At 32.9% G+C, this 20,208-nt stretch carries 19 protein-coding genes; 8 read left to right on the forward strand and 11 right to left on the reverse strand.

Translation table 11 applies throughout. The annotated features are described in order from the left end of the window. Positions 1-53: 53 nt before the first annotated feature. The 5 genes from secA to HYI43_09915 form a co-directional block, all read right to left on the reverse strand. A complete protein-coding gene (gene secA, locus HYI43_09895; protein UDI78847.1) occupies positions 54-2,591 on the reverse strand; it encodes a preprotein translocase subunit SecA in 2,538 nt (845 codons plus the stop codon). Positions 2,592-2,897: 306 nt separating this feature from the next. Continuing rightward, the gene (gene raiA, locus HYI43_09900) at positions 2,898-3,476 is read right to left on the reverse strand and encodes a ribosome-associated translation inhibitor RaiA (protein ID UDI78848.1); all 579 of its coding nucleotides are present in this window, start codon (positions 3,474-3,476) and stop codon (positions 2,898-2,900) included. 61 nt (positions 3,477-3,537) lie between these two features. Next, entirely contained in the window at positions 3,538-4,212 is a 675-nt protein-coding gene (locus tag HYI43_09905; protein UDI78849.1) for a ComF family protein, read from the reverse strand. Beyond that, complete coding sequence (locus HYI43_09910; protein UDI78850.1) at positions 4,205-5,575, reverse strand: DEAD/DEAH box helicase family protein; 1,371 nt, start codon at positions 5,573-5,575, stop codon at positions 4,205-4,207. Before HYI43_09910 ends, HYI43_09905 begins: the two co-directional genes overlap by 8 nt. A 34-nt stretch (positions 5,576-5,609) precedes the next feature. Next, positions 5,610-6,482, reverse strand: a complete 873-nt coding sequence (locus tag HYI43_09915; protein ID UDI78851.1) for a DegV family protein — start codon at positions 6,480-6,482, stop codon at positions 5,610-5,612. Between the two features lie 143 nt (positions 6,483-6,625). On the opposite strand from HYI43_09915, the gene HYI43_09920 reads away from it, so the two are divergent. After that, a complete protein-coding gene (locus HYI43_09920; GenBank protein UDI78852.1) occupies positions 6,626-7,267 on the forward strand; it encodes a YigZ family protein in 642 nt (213 codons plus the stop codon). 408 nt (positions 7,268-7,675) lie between these two features. Here HYI43_09920 and HYI43_09925 read toward each other — a convergent pair whose 3' ends face one another. Continuing rightward, positions 7,676-8,752 carry an undecaprenyl/decaprenyl-phosphate alpha-N-acetylglucosaminyl 1-phosphate transferase gene (locus tag HYI43_09925; protein UDI78853.1) on the reverse strand — a complete coding sequence of 359 codons (1,077 nt, stop codon included), beginning with the start codon at positions 8,750-8,752 and terminating at the stop codon, positions 7,676-7,678. A 384-nt stretch (positions 8,753-9,136) separates the two neighbouring features. Between HYI43_09925 and HYI43_09930 the strand changes: the two genes are divergently transcribed. The 4 genes from HYI43_09930 (at position 9,137) to pepT (ending at position 13,032) form a co-directional block, all read left to right on the forward strand. After that, positions 9,137-10,207, forward strand: a complete 1,071-nt coding sequence (locus HYI43_09930; GenBank protein ID UDI78854.1) for a diguanylate cyclase — start codon at positions 9,137-9,139, stop codon at positions 10,205-10,207. A gap of 308 nt (positions 10,208-10,515) precedes the next feature. Beyond that, on the forward strand, positions 10,516-11,277 hold the full coding sequence (locus tag HYI43_09935; protein ID UDI78855.1) for a threonine/serine exporter ThrE family protein: 762 nt from the start codon (positions 10,516-10,518) through the stop codon (positions 11,275-11,277). 16 nt (positions 11,278-11,293) lie between these two features. Continuing rightward, positions 11,294-11,788, forward strand: a complete 495-nt coding sequence (locus HYI43_09940) for a threonine/serine exporter family protein (protein UDI78856.1) — start codon at positions 11,294-11,296, stop codon at positions 11,786-11,788. A 14-nt stretch (positions 11,789-11,802) separates the two neighbouring features. Further along, a complete protein-coding gene (pepT, locus tag HYI43_09945; protein UDI78857.1) occupies positions 11,803-13,032 on the forward strand; it encodes a peptidase T in 1,230 nt (409 codons plus the stop codon). A gap of 59 nt (positions 13,033-13,091) precedes the next feature. On the opposite strand, the gene HYI43_09950 is transcribed toward pepT, so the two are convergent. The 3 genes from HYI43_09950 to HYI43_09960 all read right to left on the reverse strand — a co-directional run bounded on the left by HYI43_09950 (position 13,092) and on the right by HYI43_09960 (position 15,747). Further along, a complete protein-coding gene (locus tag HYI43_09950; GenBank protein UDI78858.1) occupies positions 13,092-14,210 on the reverse strand; it encodes a glycerate kinase in 1,119 nt (372 codons plus the stop codon). Between the two features lie 203 nt (positions 14,211-14,413). Then, positions 14,414-14,734, reverse strand: coding sequence for a bacillithiol system redox-active protein YtxJ (gene ytxJ / locus HYI43_09955; protein UDI78859.1), 321 nt, complete (start codon positions 14,732-14,734; stop codon positions 14,414-14,416). Positions 14,735-14,868: 134 nt separating this feature from the next. After that, entirely contained in the window at positions 14,869-15,747 is an 879-nt protein-coding gene (locus HYI43_09960) for an EMYY motif lipoprotein (GenBank protein UDI78860.1), read from the reverse strand. 111 nt (positions 15,748-15,858) lie between these two features. On the opposite strand from HYI43_09960, the gene HYI43_09965 reads away from it, so the two are divergent. From HYI43_09965 to HYI43_09975, 3 genes are all read left to right on the forward strand, one after another. After that, the gene (locus HYI43_09965; protein ID UDI78861.1) at positions 15,859-16,374 is read left to right on the forward strand and encodes a GrpB family protein; all 516 of its coding nucleotides are present in this window, start codon (positions 15,859-15,861) and stop codon (positions 16,372-16,374) included. A gap of 105 nt (positions 16,375-16,479) precedes the next feature. Further along, a complete protein-coding gene (locus HYI43_09970; GenBank protein ID UDI78862.1) occupies positions 16,480-17,403 on the forward strand; it encodes a UDP-N-acetylmuramate dehydrogenase in 924 nt (307 codons plus the stop codon). Between the two features lie 34 nt (positions 17,404-17,437). Further along, positions 17,438-17,752: a hypothetical protein gene (locus HYI43_09975; protein UDI78863.1), complete on the forward strand. Its 315-nt coding sequence runs from the start codon at positions 17,438-17,440 to the stop codon at positions 17,750-17,752. A 112-nt stretch (positions 17,753-17,864) separates the two neighbouring features. Here the strand turns inward: HYI43_09975 and HYI43_09980 are convergent, their stop codons facing one another. Together HYI43_09980 and HYI43_09985 are read right to left on the reverse strand one after the other, a co-directional pair. Continuing rightward, on the reverse strand, positions 17,865-18,908 hold the full coding sequence (locus HYI43_09980) for an ABC transporter substrate-binding protein (protein UDI78864.1): 1,044 nt from the start codon (positions 18,906-18,908) through the stop codon (positions 17,865-17,867). 171 nt (positions 18,909-19,079) lie between these two features. Then, on the reverse strand, positions 19,080-20,117 hold the full coding sequence (locus tag HYI43_09985) for an ABC transporter substrate-binding protein (protein ID UDI78865.1): 1,038 nt from the start codon (positions 20,115-20,117) through the stop codon (positions 19,080-19,082). Between the last annotated feature and the right edge of the window lie 91 nt (positions 20,118-20,208).

Below are 20,208 nucleotides of genomic sequence, written 5' to 3' on the forward strand. Positions count from 1 at the left end.
AAAAAACAGGAGAGTGAAAACAACTTCACTACTCCTGCTTATAATGGTTTAGATTATTCTTCTCTGCCATGACAATTTTTATATTTCTTGCCGCTACCACATGGACAAGGATCATTACGTCCTATTTTATCGCCTTTAACAACAGGTTGCTTTTTGGCTTTTTCTTTACCATCCTCAGCTGATACGTGTTGTGCTGTACCGAAGTCAGTTGTTTTTTCACGTTCGATGTCTTCATCTACTTGTATAACTGATTTAAGAATAAATTTAGATGTATCTTCTTCAATATTTTGCATCATCATATCAAATAGCTCATGACCTTCGTTTTGATAATCTCGAAGTGGATTTTGTTGTGCATATGAACGTAAATGGATACCTTGTCGTAATTGGTCCATTGTATCGATGTGGTCTGTCCAATGTGTATCAATTGAGCGTAATAAAATCATTCGTTCAAATTCAGGCATTTGATCGCCAATTTTTTCTTTTTGACTTTCATAACCTTTTTCAATTTTAGACCATACAATTTCGAAGATATCCTCTGAATCTTTACCCTTAATTTCTTCTTCTGTAAGATCTCCTTCTTGTAAGAAGACATCATTAACGTAGTTAATAAATGGTACATAATCAGGGTCATCGTCTTCTTCATTGATATGATAGTTTACACCACGTTGTAACGTTGCACGCAACATTGCATTTACTAATTGTGAGCTATCTTCTGAGTCAATCACATTATTACGTTCAGTATAAATAATCTCACGTTGTTTACGTAACACTTCGTCATATTCTAGAATACGTTTACGTGCATCAAAGTTATTGCCTTCTACACGTTTTTGAGCTGATTCTACAGCACGTGATACCATTTTAGATTCAATTGGTGTTGAATCATCCATACCTAAACGATTCATCATTTTTTGTAATCTTTCTGAACCAAATCGTACCATCAATTCATCTTGTAATGATAAGTAGAAACGACTATCACCTTTATCACCTTGACGACCAGAACGACCACGTAATTGGTCATCGATACGACGTGATTCATGGCGTTCAGTACCAATTACAGCAAGACCACCAATTTCTTCAACGCCTTCGCCAAGTTTAATATCTGTACCACGTCCAGCCATGTTTGTCGCAATAGTAACTGCGCCTTTTTGTCCAGCGTTTGCTACAATTTCAGCTTCACGTTCATGGTTTTTCGCATTTAATACATCATGACGAATACCACGTTTTTTAAGTAAGTTAGAAATATATTCACTAGTTTCAACTGCAACTGTACCTAATAGTACGGGTTGTCCTTGTTTATGTTTTTCAACAACATCTTCAACTACAGCATCAAATTTACCTTTTTGACTGATGTAGATTAAGTCAGATTTGTCATCACGTTGAACAGGTTTATTAGTTGGAATTTGTGTAACCGTCATATTATAAATATTGCGGAATTCCTCTTCTTCCGTTTTTGCAGTACCTGTCATACCAGCTAATTTGTTATACATACGGAAATAGTTTTGGAATGTGATTGACGCCATTGTTTTAGATTCATTTTGAATCTTCACGCCTTCTTTAGCTTCTATTGCTTGGTGAAGCCCTTCAGAGAAACGACGACCAGGCATTGTACGTCCAGTAAATTGGTCCACGATTAGTACTTCGCCATCAACTACCATGTAGTCGACGTCTCTTTGTAACGTTACATGTGCTTTCAATGCAGTATTAATGTGGCTAATGACTTCGACATTTTGTACGTCATATAAATTTTCAATTTTGAACATGCGTTCCGCTTTATCTGCACCTTGCTCAGTTAAATGTACTGCTTTTGTTTTTTCATCATATTTATAGTCATCTTCAGCTTTTAGCATTTTAGCGAATACATTAGCTTGTGTATATAAAGAAGTAGATTTTTCCGCTTCTCCAGAGATAATTAATGGTGTTCTTGCTTCATCAATTAAAATTGAGTCGACCTCATCAATAATCGCAAAATGTAATGGTCTCATTACGCGTTCTTCCGCATAGTTGACCATGTTATCTCTTAAATAATCGAAGCCTAATTCGTTGTTAGTACTATAGGTAATGTCTTGAGCGTAAGCTTCACGTTTTTCTGTAGTTGATTTACTGTTTAAATTCAAGCCTACTGTTAAACCTAAAAATTCATATAACTCAGCCATTTCTTCACTTTGCACACTTGATAAGTATTCATTGACTGTGATGACGTGTACACCACGACCAGCAAGTGCATTAAGATAAGTAGGCATCGTTGCTGTCAAAGTTTTACCTTCACCAGTTCTCATTTCGGCGATATCACCTTTATGAATCGCAATACCACCCATAACTTGTACTTTATATGGTGTCATATTAAAGACACGTTTTGACCCTTCGCGTACAAGGGCATACGCTTGAGGCAAAATCTTATCTAAATAATCATTTTGTTTTTTCACATCTTCTATGTCTTGAACTTCTTGTTGAAACTGTTTGGTTTTATTTTTAATTTCTTCATCAGTTAAGATAGCCATATCTTCCTCTAATGCGAGTACTTCATCGGCTATTTTACCTAGACGTTTAGTTTCTTTTTTATTGCCATCAGCAATTTTTGATAAAAATCCCATTACGTCCGCTCCTTTAGCTTAAAACTGTTTCCTTACAACAATTTATCATATCATTTATACTTTCAAATTTATACTTAAATACTCATATAAACGTTGTACTTAATTGCACACAACTATTATCTATTACTGTACTTCCCTATTTATTATTTATAACTTTATGTTCTAAACATAAATATCCAATTACCTCATTACATTAGCACAGCATTTTATTAGCGTCCACGAATTACTATATAAGTTTTCACATAAAACAAGAGCGTCCATTTGAAATGAACGCTCTCTATTCTTACTTGTTTTGTTTATTGATGGTTATTCTGTTGTTTCAATTAATCCATATTTTCCATCTTTACGTTTATAAACAATACTTGTTCCATCTGTTTCACGATCTGTAAAGATATAGAAATCATGTCCTAATAAATCCATTTGTAAAACTGCTTCCTCTGAGTCCATTGGTTTTAAGCTGAATTGTTTTGAACGAATAATTTCAATATCACTCTCATTCGTTGGTTCAACTTCAGTTTCTTCTGCTACCTCAGGAGGTGCTTCTTGAACTTCAGCTACAAACGCCTCTGGCTCACCGTGATTTTTATGCTTACGATTAACACGTGTTTTATATTTACGTACTTGACGTTCTAATTTACTAGTAACTAAGTCAATTGCTGCATATAAATCATCATGTCGTTCTTCAGCTCTTAATGTTACATTTTTTAAAGGAATCGTTACTTCAATTTTAGTTGTAGAGTTTTGGTACGTTTTAACTTTAACGTGTGCAACTGCGTTTGGCACATCGTTAAAATAACGTTCAAGTTTACCAATTTTTTCCTCAATATAGTTGCGGATGGCATCTGTAATAGTGAGGTTATCTCCATGAATTTCAAATCTAATCATAGCTATCTCTCCTTTAACCTCTTATATTGGTAATTCTTACTATTATAATACCACGTTTAACCTATCTTGAAAACGTAAACACTTTGAATTTTCTGACATTTTTATCATACAATTTACACCCTGCATGATGTATTGTTAATCCAGTTGTATAAATATCATCTACGAGTAATATTTCTTTATCAGTTAAATCCATATCCTCTTTGACGTAAAATGGATTGGGTGCTTTCGCTCTCTCAATTTTACCTAATAATGATTGTTTGGGTCTAAGGTCAGTTCCAAGAATATTATGATATTTGACCCCCATTTTCTTTAAAACAGTCGTCACAGGATTAAATGTTCGATCTAAATCACGCTCATAAGGCGATGGTATGGGTACAATCATGTCATATGAAGTTTGAGGTAAGCGAAGTTGTGATGCCAGTACATCAGCTAAATAATAATCTCTCATAAATTTATAATTATGGATGGTTTCTTTCATCACGCCGCTATATTGGTAATCACAGTATAGTTGTGACATGAGTGCAAATTCTTTTTCTAAAAATTGGCAATCCAAACAAACAGCATCCACATCTTCATGATAGTTTAAGCATCTTGGACAACGATGATGGTCTTGAATCAATTTCACGTTATCCCATTCTTGTTGACATGTTTTACACATTCTTTCGACAGGTCGATAAAAGTTTAAAATAGTGAGTGGCTCATGAATCGTCTTTAAACACTGCACACATTTAGGCATCTAACCACCCTTTCGTTAAGCCTAATTGATTCATATGCTTAATATCCTTCTTAGCTTGAATCATGGATAAGCTCACACCTTCATGTAAAAAAATAACTGTTCCGGTTGGCGCTTCTTGTTTGCGTCCTACCCGTCCCGAAATTTGTACTAGTGCTGCTTTGTCAAAACTTTCAGCATTCATCACAATCACGTCTAAACGAGGCATAGTAAAACCTCGTTCTAAAATTGTTGTCGTAAAGACAATTCGATGTTCGCCCTTACGTAAAGCTTCGACTTTCTCAAAACGTAACGCATCTTTGCTTGAAACATATATTAAATCTGGAAAGAGATAATGATAAAGTTTAAATACTTGTTTCATTATTTCAATATTATTAAAAAAGACTAGCGTGTAACGCTGCGCTTCAATTTGTCGAAGCAATAATTGTTTTAACTTGTATTGAATGTGTTTTGTGTTTAATTTGAAATACTTAAATTGAGGAACTGGCAAAGGACGTCTATGAAACCGAGCGGGCAATTGAATAATTTGTTCATGAGGCAATTGTTTCAATAAATTTTTGGGAGGCGTAGCTGTCATAAATATATGACTGTGTTGTGGTTTAGAGGCAAGTTGAATCGCTTCTACAAGTCTTGGATCCATAGATAGTGGAAAAGCATCGACTTCATCGATAAATATAATGTCGAAATGTGTTTTAAAACGATACATTTGATGTACCGTTGCTATAACGAAATGACCATTGTATTGTTGCTGACTTGATTGATGTAAGACGTCAATTTCTTCATAGATAAACGCTTCTTTGATACGTAAACTAATTTCAATTACCACATCTACTCTCGGTGAAATAACCGCTACATTATAGCCTAATTGACGTGCAATTCGGATACCTTCAAACATCATTTCTGTTTTCCCTGCTCCAGTTACAGCATATAAGAGTAAATCCTTGAAATGATGAATCGCATCAACTATCTTTTCTGAAGCATAACACTGCTGTTCAGATAATTTAAATGGTAATGCATAATAGCCATCTGTTTTACTACAAACACTTTCTGTTATTCGATATTCCGTGACATTATCCATACGACCTAATTGAATACAACTACGACAATAAATGATGTTCTCCTTTGAAAATGCCGCTTCATATTCACACAATTGTTTATCATCTTCATTGCCACATTGTATACATCGATAACCTTTTGACGTTTTAACAATACCGGGTGTCTTAATAATGACTGTCTCGTCACTTAATTCAACATTAGGAAATACTAATTTTCCATAATATTTTATAAGTATCACTTCCTTTTTCAAAAATAAAAAGCCTAAAAGCACTAGGATAAGGGTAATACACAATGCATTCTCATTGTGCATACACTTAATCCCCTCACTTTTAGACTTACAAAAATTAATTTATCTCGATTTTTCTAGGGAAATATCCCAATCCTAATCCACCTGAGCCTAAATGAGACGCGATGACTGGACCAAACTCAGAATATTGTACATTTACATTTGGATAAGTTTCTTTTAAATGATGATAAAAAGCTTTACCTTCATCAATTTTATCGCCATTAATTACAAAGACTGTAACTTCTTCTAAGTCTTTATCTTTAATAATGCCGAAGATATTCTCTTCCAATGCATTAAAAGCACGTTTTTTAGTACGAACTTTCTCGAATGGATGAATCTTACCATCTTCTTCAAAGCGAAGCACTGGTTTCATCTTTAATAAAGTACCTACCCAAGCTTGGGCACCTGTTATACGGCCACTTTTTTGTAAATTTTTCAAATCATCTACAAATAAATATGCACCTGTATTCTCACGAATTTCTTTTAATTCTTCGATTATCACTTCTGGTGTGAAGCCCTTTTTCACAAGTTCAGTTGCATAAATGGTGTAACTTCCTTCAATCATAGCGGCTAACTTACTATCAAAAGTATGAACTTTGACGCCTTCAACCATTTCTCCAGCTTGTGTTGCTGATTGATAGCTACCACTTATTCCACTTGATAAGGCAATCACAATTATGTCTGTGTAACCTTTATCTCTTAGCATTTCGTAGTTTTTAATCCATTCTCCAATAGCTGGTTGGCTTGTTGTTGGGAATGTTTTAGATGAGGCCATTTTATTATAAAAACGTTCGATTGGAACATTATCATTTTCAGTAAACGTTTCTCCATCATCAAATGCGACACTTAATGGTGCAATAGGTATCTGATACTTATCCATAAAGTCTTGTGGTAGATACCCAGTTGAATCTGCCATTACTGCGATTTTCATTGTAGTCCTCCTCAATTATACTCAAGGTTATTATAAATTATTTCTATTGAAAAAGAAATTCATAATCAGATATTTATTCATTTAAATATAAGTGTGTATAATAAAAGTTAATAACGCTAATTACTAATGGAGGTGAGAACGCATTGAGTGAACATGTGATTACTATCAAACAAGCACATACAATTGAAAATGTGATTAATAAATCTCGTTTTATTGCACATATAAAACCAATCTCTTCTGAAGATGAAGCGAAAGCTTTTATAAATGAAATGAAACAAACGCATAAAGAAGCGAACCATAATTGTTCTGCCTACACTGTTGGTGATCAAATGAATATTCAAAAAGCCAATGATGATGGTGAACCGAGTGGTACAGCTGGCGTACCCATGCTTGAAATATTAAAGAAATTAGATGTTCATGACGTCTGTGTTGTCGTTACACGTTACTTTGGCGGCATTAAATTAGGTGGCGGTGGCTTGATTCGTGCTTATAGTGGTGCTGTAAGAGACGTCATCTACGATATTGGTCGCGTTGAATTAAGAGATGCGATACCGACTACAGTAACGATCAATTATGACTTAACAGGTAAATTCGAATATGAATTAGCCTCCACATCCTATATTTTAAGAGATACAACATATACCGATAAGGTAAGTTATCAAATTGATGTCGTTCAATCAGAATATGATAACTTTATTGATTTTTTAAATCGAAATACAGCTGGAAACTTTGAATTACATGAAGGAAATGTGAAAAAGTTACCTTTCGATATTCCAACGACTTAATTGAAAATGAAGTGTTCAACATAATTAAATAATCTTATGTTTCCATAATATTTTTTGCGGTCACTTCATTTAAAAATGATATATTTATCTTTAATTTTAATGGTTTTAATATAGACTTACACATAGGCGCATTACCTTTCTTTTTTATTTGTGTGGTAACTAATAATTATTGTGGTAATTGCGCCGTTTTTGTTTTCAAAACACAATAATTGCACTGATGAATTTTAATCATTAGTCCAATTTATTATAGAGCCTAAATAAAGAAGCCAGTAAATGAATTAAAAAATCATTTACTGGCTATTTCTCTGGAAATCATGTTCTTGACTCTTATTATAAAACCAAACTAAAAAGCCTTGTTCATATTTAATCACTCGAAGTAGCTTTCTATATATGAACAAGGCTTATATATTATTTATGTTTCACTTTATCCTGTGCATGATGTTCATCATTTTTCTTAGTAATCAAATTAAGTATTGGACGATAATTATCGTCAATTAATCCTGTAAATTCAACAATCAACTCAATTGTGACTACAATAAGAATAAACATGAGTAGTACACCTAAAGGTTGTGATAGATATAAGATAATACTTGATAAACTAAATAAAATGGCTATTGAGTATATCAGTAATACGGTTTGGCGATGCGTATAACCGAGTGCTAATAATTTATGATGTAAGTGGGACTTGTCTGCTTGCATAATATGTTGTCCATTTCTCATTCTTCGAATCATCGCGAACAATGTATCAATAAATGGAACGGCAAGAATTACGATTGGGAAGAATAATGATATAAATGTAATATTCTTAAAGCCTAGCAAGGATAGAAATCCTATGATGAATCCAATCATCAAAGCACCACTATCACCTAAAAATATCTTTGCTGGATGGAAATTGAAACATAAGAAACCTAGTAAAGCACCAATAAGCACACTACAAATCATGATAATAAAGACATTGGCTTGTAAAATTGCGATAAATGCAATGGTGATTAAACCAATTGCTGATACCCCGGAAGCTAAACCATCTAAACCATCAATTAAATTAATCGCGTTAGTAATAGCCACTATCCAAATAATAGTGATTGGGATACTTAATATTCCAAAATGAATTGTGGGACCCATCGGAAAAGAAATAAAATCTATTGTTATGCCATAAAAAGCTACAATTGAAGCGGCAATTATTTGACCTAGTAATTTTAATAGTGGCTTCAAATCATAGATGTCATCAATCAACCCAACTAAGTACATTACAATTGCACCAATAACTAGAGGTTTCACTTCCCTTTCAATTGGATGACCAAGCCAAATGCCAATTAGAAAAGAAAGTAATATTACGGTACCGCCTAATACTGACACAGGCCTTGTATGTACTTTTCTGTAATTAGGTCTATCTACTAAATCGTATTTAATAGATAGCTTAATTACGATAGGTGTGATTATTAAACTGATTACCATTGTTACAGCAATGAGTAGTAAAGTATACATCAGTTCACCTTCATTAAATCTCTCTTAATATTTTCTCGTTTATTTTTATCTGCTTATTTAAATTTAAACAGTTTTTTACGTTCTTTTATACTGGACTATAGTAGTAAATGTTAAACTAATCTTTCACTTTCAAACTATAAAATCTAATCTATAAACACCAAATATCTTAACTTATTTCGTCACTTTTAGCTTGTGTGTTTGAGATATTGTTAATTTTTTGTAAAGATAAGTTATTTTTTCTATCATATCATTTCATTCTTAATTTGAACATGAAAGTCTACGTGCCTTTTAAAATTTATTCTACGTATGTCCTACAACATAATGACAAATGGTAAGTTTTCACTTACAATAACTAATGGTTAAATTAAAGGAGTCGATTCCAATATGATTGAAGCAATTATTTATAACATTGCGGTCATGGTTGCGGGAATTTATTTATTTCATCGGTTACAATATTCCGAAAATAAAATTATGGTCTTTTCAAAAGGCTATGTTACCGTCCTAATGACATTAGTAGCATTATTACTCGCCGCATATCCTATCCCATTTCATCATGAATATCTAATTCATTTAACATTTGTCCCATTATTATTTTTAGGGCGTTTCACTAATATGGGCTACACATTAATTGCAGCTGTTATTGTTGCATTAGTCGATGTTTTCACTTTTGGAAACTCAATTTTATATGGTGTTGTCCTTATAGTTATTGGCATTATCGTTAGTGTTGTAGGACCATTCTTGAAACAAAACGATATTGTGTCTTTGGTCATTTTAAATCTTATCAGTGTGATTATATTATTCATTTTATCAATCTTTAGTCCTTTATATGATTGGACTGAAATAGCTGTCTTAGTTCCGATTTCATTTGTTTTAACGATTGCTTCAGCGATTACGTTTGTTGATATGTGGCATTTCTTCTCTCTTGTTACACGTTATGAAAATGAAGACAAATACGACTATCTTACAGGTTTAGGTAACGTTAAAGAGTTTGATAGACATTTAAATGAAATTTCACAAGCCGCTGAAGATAATAATGAAAGTCTAGCACTTCTTTTAATAGATATAGACGGATTTAAAGATGTAAATGACACGTATTCACATCATTCTGGTGATGCTGTGCTCAAGCAAATGTCACAGTTATTAAAAAACTACGTGCCAAAACAATTTCAAATTTTCCGTAATGGTGGCGAAGAATTCTCAGTAGTCATTCGAGATTATTCATTAGATCAAAGTGTTAAACTTGCGGAGAATATTCGAACAGGTGTAGAAAAATCTTCATTCCATTTACCTAATAAAGAAGTCATTAAATTATCCGTTTCAATAGGTGTGGGTTACTTAACTAAAGAAGATCACAAATCACAACGTAAAGTATTTAAAGACGCAGATGACATGGTTCATGTTGCTAAAAATGAAGGCCGTAACCAAGTCATGTTCAACCCTATTATTAAAATGTAGATTGCTACTAATAAAAAATGAGATACAAGTTTTAAACTTAAATACGAAACTTCTTTCTAAGTTACATTTCTACAATGTCTACTTTGAAAGAAGTTTTTTATATTTTAAGCGTATAACGTCGATTTTTTAGTAGTTATTTCACATTTTAAAATCACATAAAATGTAAATAATTGAGATCGTATGTTAACAATCTTTGAAGAAGTGGTATGAATACGTGAATCACTATTGCAAGTTACGTGCGCAAGTTGTACACTTCAAATTGTCTATTTAACGAAATTTATCTACCCTTTGCTATGGAGGTGACGTTTATGTCAGATTCAATCACTATTATCGATGAAAATAAAGTGATTGATGTTGTATTAATTGCTGGAAGAATTCTTCTAGAAGCAGGTGCTGAAACTTATCGTGTAGAAGATACGATGAATCGTATCGCGCATAGTTATGGTTTATATGATACATATAGTTTCGTAACGTCAACAGCGATTATTTTTTCTCTCAATGACCGTACAAATACAAGACTCATTCGAATACGTGAACGTACTACAGATTTAGAGAAAATTGCCCTAACAAACAGTCTATCTCGAAAGATTGCACGAAATGAATTATCTATAGACGAAGCTAAATCTGAACTGATTCATTTACGTCGGGCATCATTACAATATTCTTTTTTATTAAACTTTTTTGCTGCCGCAATCGCATGCGGTTTCTTCCTATTCATGTTTGGAGGCGTAGCTTCTGACTGTTGGATTGCAGTTATTGCCGGTGGTGCTGCTTTTCTAACTTTTAGTTTAGTTCAACGTTTTATCCAAATTAAATTCTTTTCAGAGTTTGTCGCATCCGCTGTGGTTATCACTATCGCTGCAACATTCACAAAGTTAGGCATCGCGACGAACCAAAACATTATAACGATTTCAAGTGTTATGCCCCTTGTACCAGGAATATTAATTTGCAACGCAATACGTGATTTAATGGCCGGCGAATTACTAGCTGGGATGTCACGTGGTGTTGAAGCTGCACTTACTTCATTTGCTATTGGTGCTGGTGTAGCCATCGTATTACTAATTTTTTAAGAAAGGCTGTTCACAAATGTTATTTTATTTATTCCATTTTACAATTAGTTTCATTTCTACAGTTCTTTTTTCTATCATTTTCAATGCGCCTAAGAAACTGCTTGCAGCATGTGGCTTTGTTGGTGCCGTCGCATGGACCATTTACCAATATACTGTAGATATGGATTTAGGAAAAGTGGGCGCCTCATTTCTAGGTAGTTTGATACTAGGATTACTCAGTCACGTGATGAGTCGCCGTTATAAACGCCCTGTCATTATCTTTATTGTGCCAGGAATTATACCTCTTGTACCAGGTGGGACAGCATACGAAGCAACACGCTTTTTAGTTTCAAATGATTATACACAAGCAGTAAATACATTTTTAGAGGTCACGCTCATTTCTGGTTCAATCGCATTCGGTATATTAGTCGCCGAAATCCTCTACTATATTTACACACGTATCAAACAGTTATATGATAAAATTAAAGGTAAAACATATAGAAAATCTTATAATATGAATAATAGAATCTAAGGGGATGTCTAGCTATGAAAGAACAGATTATAGACAGATTATCACGTTACGTCAAAATTGATACACAGTCTAATCCAGAATCTGAAACTACGCCTTCTACTGAAAAACAATGGGATTTATTGCATTTATTACAACAAGAACTTGAAACATTCGGATTAGAAACTGAACTTGATGAAAATGGCTATTTGTTTGCAACATTAGAAAGTAATGTAGAGGATACCGTACCAACTGTAGGCTTTTTAGCTCACGTTGATACATCACCTGATTTTAATGCTACGAACGTGAATCCTCAAATCGTGGAAGAATATGATGGTACGTCAATTAAGCTTGGCGATACTAACCGTGTATTAAATCAAGAGACTTTTCCTGAATTAAAAAAATTAATAGGTCATACGTTGATGATTACGGATGGGACATCGTTGTTAGGCGCAGATGACAAAGCTGGCGTAGTAGAAATTATGGAAGCTGTGAAATACTTAAACGAACATCCAGAAATCAAGCATGGTCGAATTCGTATCGCATTTACACCAGACGAAGAAATTGGACGAGGCCCTCATAAATTTGATGTAGAACGTTTTAATGCGGATTTCGCTTATACAATGGATGGCAGTGAATTTGGTGAACTCCAATTTGAGAGTTTCAATGCTGCTGAAGCTAAAATTACGACTCATGGCGTGAATGTTCATCCTGGCTCAGCTAAAAATATTATGGTTAATGCCCTTTCATTAGGTCACCAATTCCATAGTTTATTACCAGCCGGTGAAGTGCCTGAACGTACAGAAGGCTATGAAGGTTTCTTTCATTTAATGAAATTTGAAGGTAACGTTGAAAAAGCGACGCTCCAATATATTATTCGCGATCATGATAGAGAAACGTTCGAATTGCGTAAGAAAAAACTTTTAGAAATCCGCGATGATATTAATACACATTATGAAGATTTCCCAGTTAAAGTCGATATTGAAGATCAATATTATAATATGGCTGAGAAAATTGAACCACATCCTTATATCATTGATATTCCTAAAAAAGTATTTGCAGATTTAAATATTGAACCAAATACTGAACCAATTCGTGGTGGTACCGACGGATCACAACTATCATTTAAAGGTTTACCTACACCTAACATTTTCACGGGTTGTGGAAATTTCCATGGTCCTTTCGAATATGCATCTATAGATGTAATGGAAAAAGCGGTACAGGTTATCATAGGTATCGCTCAAGAAGTAACAAACCATAAAAAATAAAATACTATTACATTAAAAATGCCTGAGACCGAATGTCCCAGGCATTTTTAATGTATTTTTTATTCACTTAAAGATGTTTTCAATAATCTTAATGCTTGTACAGTGTAATGTCTAAGTTGAATGCCCATTTTAAAATCTTCAAACGTTTCAGGCATTTCAATAAATGTATTAAACATTGCTGTGATATTATATTTATTAAAAACATCAAATTTATCATCAGTTGCACAAATAGCAATCGCGGGCTTATGATGTTTATCTGCTAATTCAGCGATTGTTAAAGTGGTTGTTTCAAGTAAATGATCTTCTTCTTTCAAGCCCTCTCCAAAAATAATTAAGTCAGCTTGAGATACTAGATCATCCAAATGTGTGATTTGATCCACTAATTCATGACTCGTTAGTATTTCAGCACCATATAAACTGTGTAATAAAGCAGCAATGCCTCCACCAGCACCACCACGTTCGACAGGACCCATCGCTACTTTTAATTCATGCTTAACAATTTCACTAAAGTACCAAATCAAATTATCTATTTCTGCAGCTTTTTGTCGATCAATGTGTTGTGTGTCATAAGTCTGCATCATTTCACTATTTTTCCCATATAATTTACTAGAAAAATCTGACATCAATTGAATGTGTGCATCTTTAAACGCTTGAGGAATATCAGCTAAATCAATTCGTCTAATAAACTTGATAATTTGAGTTCCTTCACGTGCATCAAGTACATTTGCTTCATCATCATAAAATTTAGCACCCAATGCTTGCAACATGCCAATGCCACCGTCAAAACTATCTATACCACCAAGTGAAATGACAATATTATCTGCACCATTATTAAGCGCATCTAAAATGACCTCACCTAAACCATAACTTGACCGTTGTTCTATTGGCTTTTGACCTTTAACAAATAGATTACCTTCAATAATCGTTAACCCTTGCTCGGTTTGTCCGTAAACTGTTTCGACTTCATTCATATCTGCATCATGCGCATTTATTTTATACTTTGTACCGGACTGCCATAAGAACACTGAATCCATTAATTCATGACGTCCATTAAACAAAGGTACTTGAACAATATCTGCATTATCTATTTCACTTGCTACCGCTTCTTCTATAAAACGGTTAGCTTGATAACTTGAAATGATACCGTTAAATTCATCCATGGCTACTAATACTTTCATCTCTTAATCACCTCATGCCATTTTCTTTATTTTTTGTAAAACTGATTTAGATGTTATTTATTCGACTTCACTTTCACATTATACATGTATCATCTGTACTTTTCATAATTGAAAGCCAATTGTACGGTAGAAATTAAGGCTGAGACCACCATCAAACGGGTATGTCTCAGCCTTACGCATAACTTTCAATATGTTTTTGTATTTTATTCTTCAGCTTGAGCTAATGAAGATACATTAATATCATCATGACTCGCATTCCACATAGCTTTTCCATCAATGAAATAGAATGCTTGTGGAGATTCATGTTTTACATTTGTTTTTTCAGCGATATAATCAGATAACTTTCTTTCTTCTTGAACGACTAAATAATAGCCATCCATATCTCTTTCATATAAAAACTTATTAAATTGATCAAATGCATTTGCTGAGATTGGACAAGTATCACTATGTTTTAATACAAATACGTATTTATTGTCTTCAAGTACTTGTTCAAACTGGTCAATCGAACTCAGCTTAATAGCCATTCTATTCACCTCTAAAATTATTTATGCCCATATTCATTGCTCTTTATAATCATTTTAAACTACTCAATGGGTTCAATTATACACATTTCACTGTCTAATGTTAACCGGAAATTTTAATTTTACTAACTATCATATTATTGTTGCGCTTTAACTTTCTTTAAATCATCGTAAAAATCATTATCGTATTTACTTAACTCTTTACCCGTTTTCGGCAACTTTTCGACATTAATTTTAGAAAGTTTTTTCTCAATAGCTATAGTATTTTCACGTGTGTCGTAATAATTCAATAAATTATAGTACATTTCTATCGCATTTTTACGTGCATTATTAACATTTGAGTCAGTAATATTCGTTTGGTTTAATTCGGTAATTTGCTTTTCAATTAAAGGTTTAATACGTTTTTCAATTGCATTTTTCGAATCAGAATGCTCATTCTCTAAATATTTCTGAGCTGTTTCTTTTAATTTTTTATTATTGTTTTCAATTTTAGATGTTAATTGATTGGCATCGTCTTGATTGCTAGCTTTTTGAATTTGCGTTTCTACTTGTGATCGATTGCTTTCAAATAATTTCGTATAATCCAAAATATCTTCATTAGCTTTTATAGACTTATTACATAAATCTACAAATGATTTTACGTCTTGAATTGATTTTTTCTCATGCTGAACATTCTTCAAATATTTCTCTTTTAATTCTTTTACATTATGGCTTTTAGCTGGTAATTTTTTGGCTTCTTTTTCATAATCATCAAATACTGGTATTAAATGATTATTTATGTCTTTCTGCAATGCTTTAAACTCTCTCTTATTCTTGTCTGTTGTATCTGTCTTACTCAATTGGTCTATTTGTTTTAAATGAATTTTATCCATAACTGTTTTAACATCTTTTTTCTTATGTTCAACCTTATTTAACTGATTCTGAAAGTCTTTCAAATCAGCACTCTTTTGATTGCCACATGAAGCAAGTAACAGTCCACAGATAACCATTATTGAAAGAATTGCTAGTTTTTTCATAATTGCACTCCTATCATCACGTATTATACCTAAAGCTATTTATATTGAAAATGATTTGTGTTATAGTATTTCAGAATTTGCTAAATAACCTACAATATGAAGGAGATACGCATGTACTCAACAGTTCAGCCTTTTGAACAAGGCTCATCTACTACTGATTATGTTGAATTATATCAAACTACTAAAACATTACTATTAAATTTATTAGATTCTCCTGTTCAATTTACACAACACATTGGGGGAACACGTCATTTTAATTATGACACTGAGCCAATATTGGATATTTTAGTTGGCGTAAATAACTTACATGATATTACAGCCTTAGATGAAAAGCGTTTAAATTATGTTGGCTTTTATCGACTTCATCATCCATATACAAAGAAAGTAATGATGGCGAAATTTAATAACATGATTGATTTAAAACAAACGATTCGATTACATATTATCCAAATGGATACACCACTTTTTAAACAATATCTAGCTGTAGATGAAGCACTTGCAACACAACCAGACATTGCTTTTCAATTTTCAGAAAAAAAGAAAACAATACTGCAACATGTTAATTATATAAGACCATACGAAAATCAAAAACAAAAATACTTTGACGAATTATTTAATAAACTTTAAATAAATGTGCTAAAACAAGCGACGTACCGACCCCGTTCTTAGCAAATCATTTGTAAAGTTGCTATAATAAGGATTAGATAATAGAAGAGAAGAAAGGATGTACTTATGTCAAAACAAGAAGACATCTTACAAGATTTAAAATCTTTAGTTCCTGAAGATATTATTAAAGTTAATGAACCTTTAAAGCGCTATACATATACTGAAACAGGTGGTAACGCGGATTTCTACTTATCACCAACTGAAAATGAACAAGTACAAGCAATTGTACGATACGCTCGCGATAATAGCATTCCTGTTACTTATTTAGGAAATGGTTCTAACATTATTATCCGTGAAGGTGGCATTCGAGGCATTGTCATTAGTTTATTATCATTAAAGCATATCAATGTATCTGATGATGCAATCATTGCTGGTAGTGGTGCAGCTATTATTGATGTTTCACGTGCTGCAAGAGACCATGTCTTAACTGGTTTAGAATTTGCCTGCGGTATTCCTGGATCAGTCGGTGGTGCGGTTTATATGAATGCTGGTGCATACGGTGGCGAAATTAAAGACTGTATAGACTATGCCCTTTGCGTCAATGAACAAGGCGATTTAATTCAACTTACTAAGCAAGAACTTGAATTAGACTATCGAAATAGTATTGTCCAAAAACAACATTTAGTTGTACTTGAAGCTGCGTTTACATTAGCACCTGGTAATTTGGATGATATCCAGGCTAAGATGGATGATTTAACTGAGCGCCGCGAAACGAAACAGCCGCTTGAATACCCTTCATGTGGCAGCGTCTTCCAACGTCCACCTGGTCACTTTGCCGGAAAATTAATTCAAGATTCAAACTTGCAAGGCCATCGTATCGGCGGTGTCGAAGTGTCTAAAAAGCATGCTGGCTTTATGGTCAACGTAGATAATGGTACGGCTACAGATTATGAAGATTTAATCCACCATGTACAAAAAGTAGTTAAAGAGAAATTTGATGTTGAACTACATCGTGAAGTTCGTATCATTGGAGAATATCCAGAAGACTAATTGAAATATAAGGTGATATAAGGAGCGTTATTCGATGCCTAAAGTATATGGTTCCCTTGTGGATGATGAAACACGTTGCACACATTATCATACATTTTTAGATGTAGTGGCGATTAAATTTAAATGTTGTGATAAATACTACCCTTGTTACCAATGCCATAACGAACATGAATCTCATAAGATTGTAAGATGGTCAGAACAAGAATTTAATGAAAAAGCGATCATGTGTGGTGTATGTAAACATGAATTATCCATTCAAGATTATATGATGACTGAACTATGTCCTAATTGTAAGGCACACTTTAATAATCGCTGTAAATTTCACTATCACCTATATTTTGAAATATAAGGAATACAAGCGCCTAAATGAACTAAAAACCGTTCACTTAGGCGCTTATTTAGTATTAAAAATTAATTTGTGTGCTAGATACTTAACATCGCTTAAAAATTAACAAAGACGATTATTGTTTTTCTACTTTATCTAGAACTTTATTAAGTTCATCGATTTGTTTTAGTGTCGTCGTTGTTGAACCCGCGCTAAAGTACCACAATTTTGGATCTAATTCGAATACATTACCCTGTTTAATTGCTTTAACATCTTTAATAACATCATTAGATAACGTTTGCTTAGCACTTGATTTACCGCTAACGACTTGTCCTCTGTCCATCGCTAAAATAATATCTGGATCTTTGTTAGTAATATACTCATTATTAATATTTTGGCCATGAGGACTAGCTTTAACATGTTTATCTGTAGGTTTGAAACCTAGTGTGTCGAATACTAAATCACCGAAACGACCTCCAGGGCCAAATGTAGATAATTCACCTTCATTTACCAATAAATACATTGTGGATTTATCTGATTTTTGAGCTCTAGCTTTTGTATCGGCAATCTTTTTGTCTAACTCATCGATTAATGCCTTCGCTTTATCTTCTTTACCATAAATTTTACCTAAATTAGTTGTTACTCTTCTCATATCATCAAGATAATTTTTTTCAGTTGAGCCAACATAGAGAATAGCAGCGTTAGGAACCGCTTTTTTCAATTCGTCAATATTCTTTTGAGTTGCTGTTCTATTAGAAATATAAACAATATCAGGTTTTGCTTTAGCAACTTTATCAAAATGAATTTGCATCATATTACCTGTATTGATATATTTGTCATCTTTAAATTCACTCAAGAAATCAGGAAGTGTAGAATTCTTCTCACCTTTAGGTAAACCTTTAATTTGGTCTTGAACACCAAATGCTTTTAAAATATCGACAGCCCCATAATCAAAGGCTATAGCACGCTTAGGATTTTTAGGTACTTCCACTGTTTCTTTAACAACCTTAGCATCACTACCATCTTTTTTCTCGCCACGCATTTTATAGTTATTCTCTATTTTAACTGTATCTTTGTTATTGCTATTTTTAGGTTCATCATTCTTACTTTCAGAACCCTTACCACATGCTGTTAATACCAGAACAAGACTTAATAATAAAAATAAAATCGTCTTTTTCATTGATGTAGGACTCCTTTTTATATAATTGATAATGATTATCACTATCATCAATAATTATATTACTTTACTATTAAATATTTATCAATATCTTTTTTGTTTAAAATCTAATTTCTTCGCAATAAAAAAGGCTTGCTTTTATAGCAAGCCCATTTTGATATAAAATTGTATATTTTATTTATCCACAATTTCTTCTAATTCATCGATTTGTTTAATTGTTGTAGTTGATGAACCTGAAGCAAAATACCATAATTTAGGATCTAATTCGTATACATTGTCATTTTTAACAGCTTTAACATCTTTAAGTACACTATTACTTAAGACTTTATCTGCAGATGATTCTCCACCAACTACTGAACCACGGTCCATTGCTAAGATCACATCTGGATTTTGTTTAGTAATATATTCATTATTAATGTTTTGTCCGTGAGGACTATCACTTACATTCTTATCTACTGGTTTGAAACCTAATGTATCATATACTAAACCACCGAAGCGTCCTCCAGGTCCATATGTTGATAATTCACCTTCATTTACTAATAAATACATTACAGATTTCTTAAATTTCTTCGTTTTATCTTTCATTTCAGAAATTTTTTCATCTAAATCTTTATTAATATCTTTGGCTTTATCTTCTTTGTTGTAAATTTTACCTAAGTTATTTGTATTCTTCTTCATGTCTTTAACAAGATGTTTTTCGTCAGCACCTACATACACAACTTTAGCCTTAGGTGCAGCTTTTTTGAATTCATCTAAGTTTTTCTGATTAGCAGCTCTTCCTGAAATAAAGATAACTTCTGGTTTTGCTGCAGCAACCTTGTCAAAATTAACTTCTTTTAAGTTTCCGGTATTAATGTATTTATCATCTTTGAATTCTTTTAGAAAATCTGGTAAAGAAGCGTTATTTTCACCCTTTGGTAATCCTTTAACTTTGTCAGCTACACCTAATTCTTTCATCACATCTAATGCACCATAATCTAATACAACGGCATTTTTAGGATTTTTAGGTACTTCTACAGTATTACTCACTTTCTTAGCATCACTTCCGTCACGTTCTTTACCACTTGCTTCAAAGTTATTTTTAATTTTTACAGTTTCTTTTGAGTCATTGCTTTCACTCTTAGACCCTGAATCTTTGTTATTTGATCCATTACTACAAGCTGATAAAACTAATATTAAAGATAATAATAAAAATAAGACAGTTTTTTTCATTCCGATGACTCCTTTTAAATATTTAACCTTCATGCTGAGTTTCGTTTGGACTTTTCTTATCTATGTCTTCGAATCGCATCACCCCTTAAAA

It is taken from the genome of Staphylococcus taiwanensis, from assembly GCA_020544305.1.
Lineage (GTDB): Bacteria > Bacillota > Bacilli > Staphylococcales > Staphylococcaceae > Staphylococcus > Staphylococcus taiwanensis.

What these genes read in the sequence shown, in the direction of transcription:
- secA (UDI78847.1), bottom strand. Translation starts at nt 2,591, where the DNA reads ATGGGATTTTTATCAAAAATTGCTGATGGCAATAAAAAAGAAACTAAA.
- raiA (UDI78848.1), bottom strand. Translation starts at nt 3,476, where the DNA reads ATGATTAGATTTGAAATTCATGGAGATAACCTCACTATTACAGATGCC.
- HYI43_09905 (UDI78849.1), bottom strand. Translation starts at nt 4,212, where the DNA reads ATGCCTAAATGTGTGCAGTGTTTAAAGACGATTCATGAGCCACTCACT.
- HYI43_09910 (UDI78850.1), bottom strand. Translation starts at nt 5,575, where the DNA reads ATGCACAATGAGAATGCATTGTGTATTACCCTTATCCTAGTGCTTTTA.
- HYI43_09915 (UDI78851.1), bottom strand. Translation starts at nt 6,482, where the DNA reads ATGAAAATCGCAGTAATGGCAGATTCAACTGGGTATCTACCACAAGAC.
- HYI43_09925 (UDI78853.1), bottom strand. Translation starts at nt 8,752, where the DNA reads ATGTATACTTTACTACTCATTGCTGTAACAATGGTAATCAGTTTAATA.
- HYI43_09930 (UDI78854.1), top strand. Translation starts at nt 9,137, where the DNA reads ATGATTGAAGCAATTATTTATAACATTGCGGTCATGGTTGCGGGAATT.
- HYI43_09935 (UDI78855.1), top strand. Translation starts at nt 10,516, where the DNA reads ATGTCAGATTCAATCACTATTATCGATGAAAATAAAGTGATTGATGTT.
- HYI43_09940 (UDI78856.1), top strand. Translation starts at nt 11,294, where the DNA reads ATGTTATTTTATTTATTCCATTTTACAATTAGTTTCATTTCTACAGTT.
- pepT (UDI78857.1), top strand. Translation starts at nt 11,803, where the DNA reads ATGAAAGAACAGATTATAGACAGATTATCACGTTACGTCAAAATTGAT.
- HYI43_09950 (UDI78858.1), bottom strand. Translation starts at nt 14,210, where the DNA reads ATGAAAGTATTAGTAGCCATGGATGAATTTAACGGTATCATTTCAAGT.
- ytxJ (UDI78859.1), bottom strand. Translation starts at nt 14,734, where the DNA reads ATGGCTATTAAGCTGAGTTCGATTGACCAGTTTGAACAAGTACTTGAA.
- HYI43_09960 (UDI78860.1), bottom strand. Translation starts at nt 15,747, where the DNA reads ATGAAAAAACTAGCAATTCTTTCAATAATGGTTATCTGTGGACTGTTA.
- HYI43_09965 (UDI78861.1), top strand. Translation starts at nt 15,859, where the DNA reads ATGTACTCAACAGTTCAGCCTTTTGAACAAGGCTCATCTACTACTGAT.
- HYI43_09970 (UDI78862.1), top strand. Translation starts at nt 16,480, where the DNA reads ATGTCAAAACAAGAAGACATCTTACAAGATTTAAAATCTTTAGTTCCT.
- HYI43_09975 (UDI78863.1), top strand. Translation starts at nt 17,438, where the DNA reads ATGCCTAAAGTATATGGTTCCCTTGTGGATGATGAAACACGTTGCACA.
- HYI43_09980 (UDI78864.1), bottom strand. Translation starts at nt 18,908, where the DNA reads ATGAAAAAGACGATTTTATTTTTATTATTAAGTCTTGTTCTGGTATTA.
- HYI43_09985 (UDI78865.1), bottom strand. Translation starts at nt 20,117, where the DNA reads ATGAAAAAAACTGTCTTATTTTTATTATTATCTTTAATATTAGTTTTA.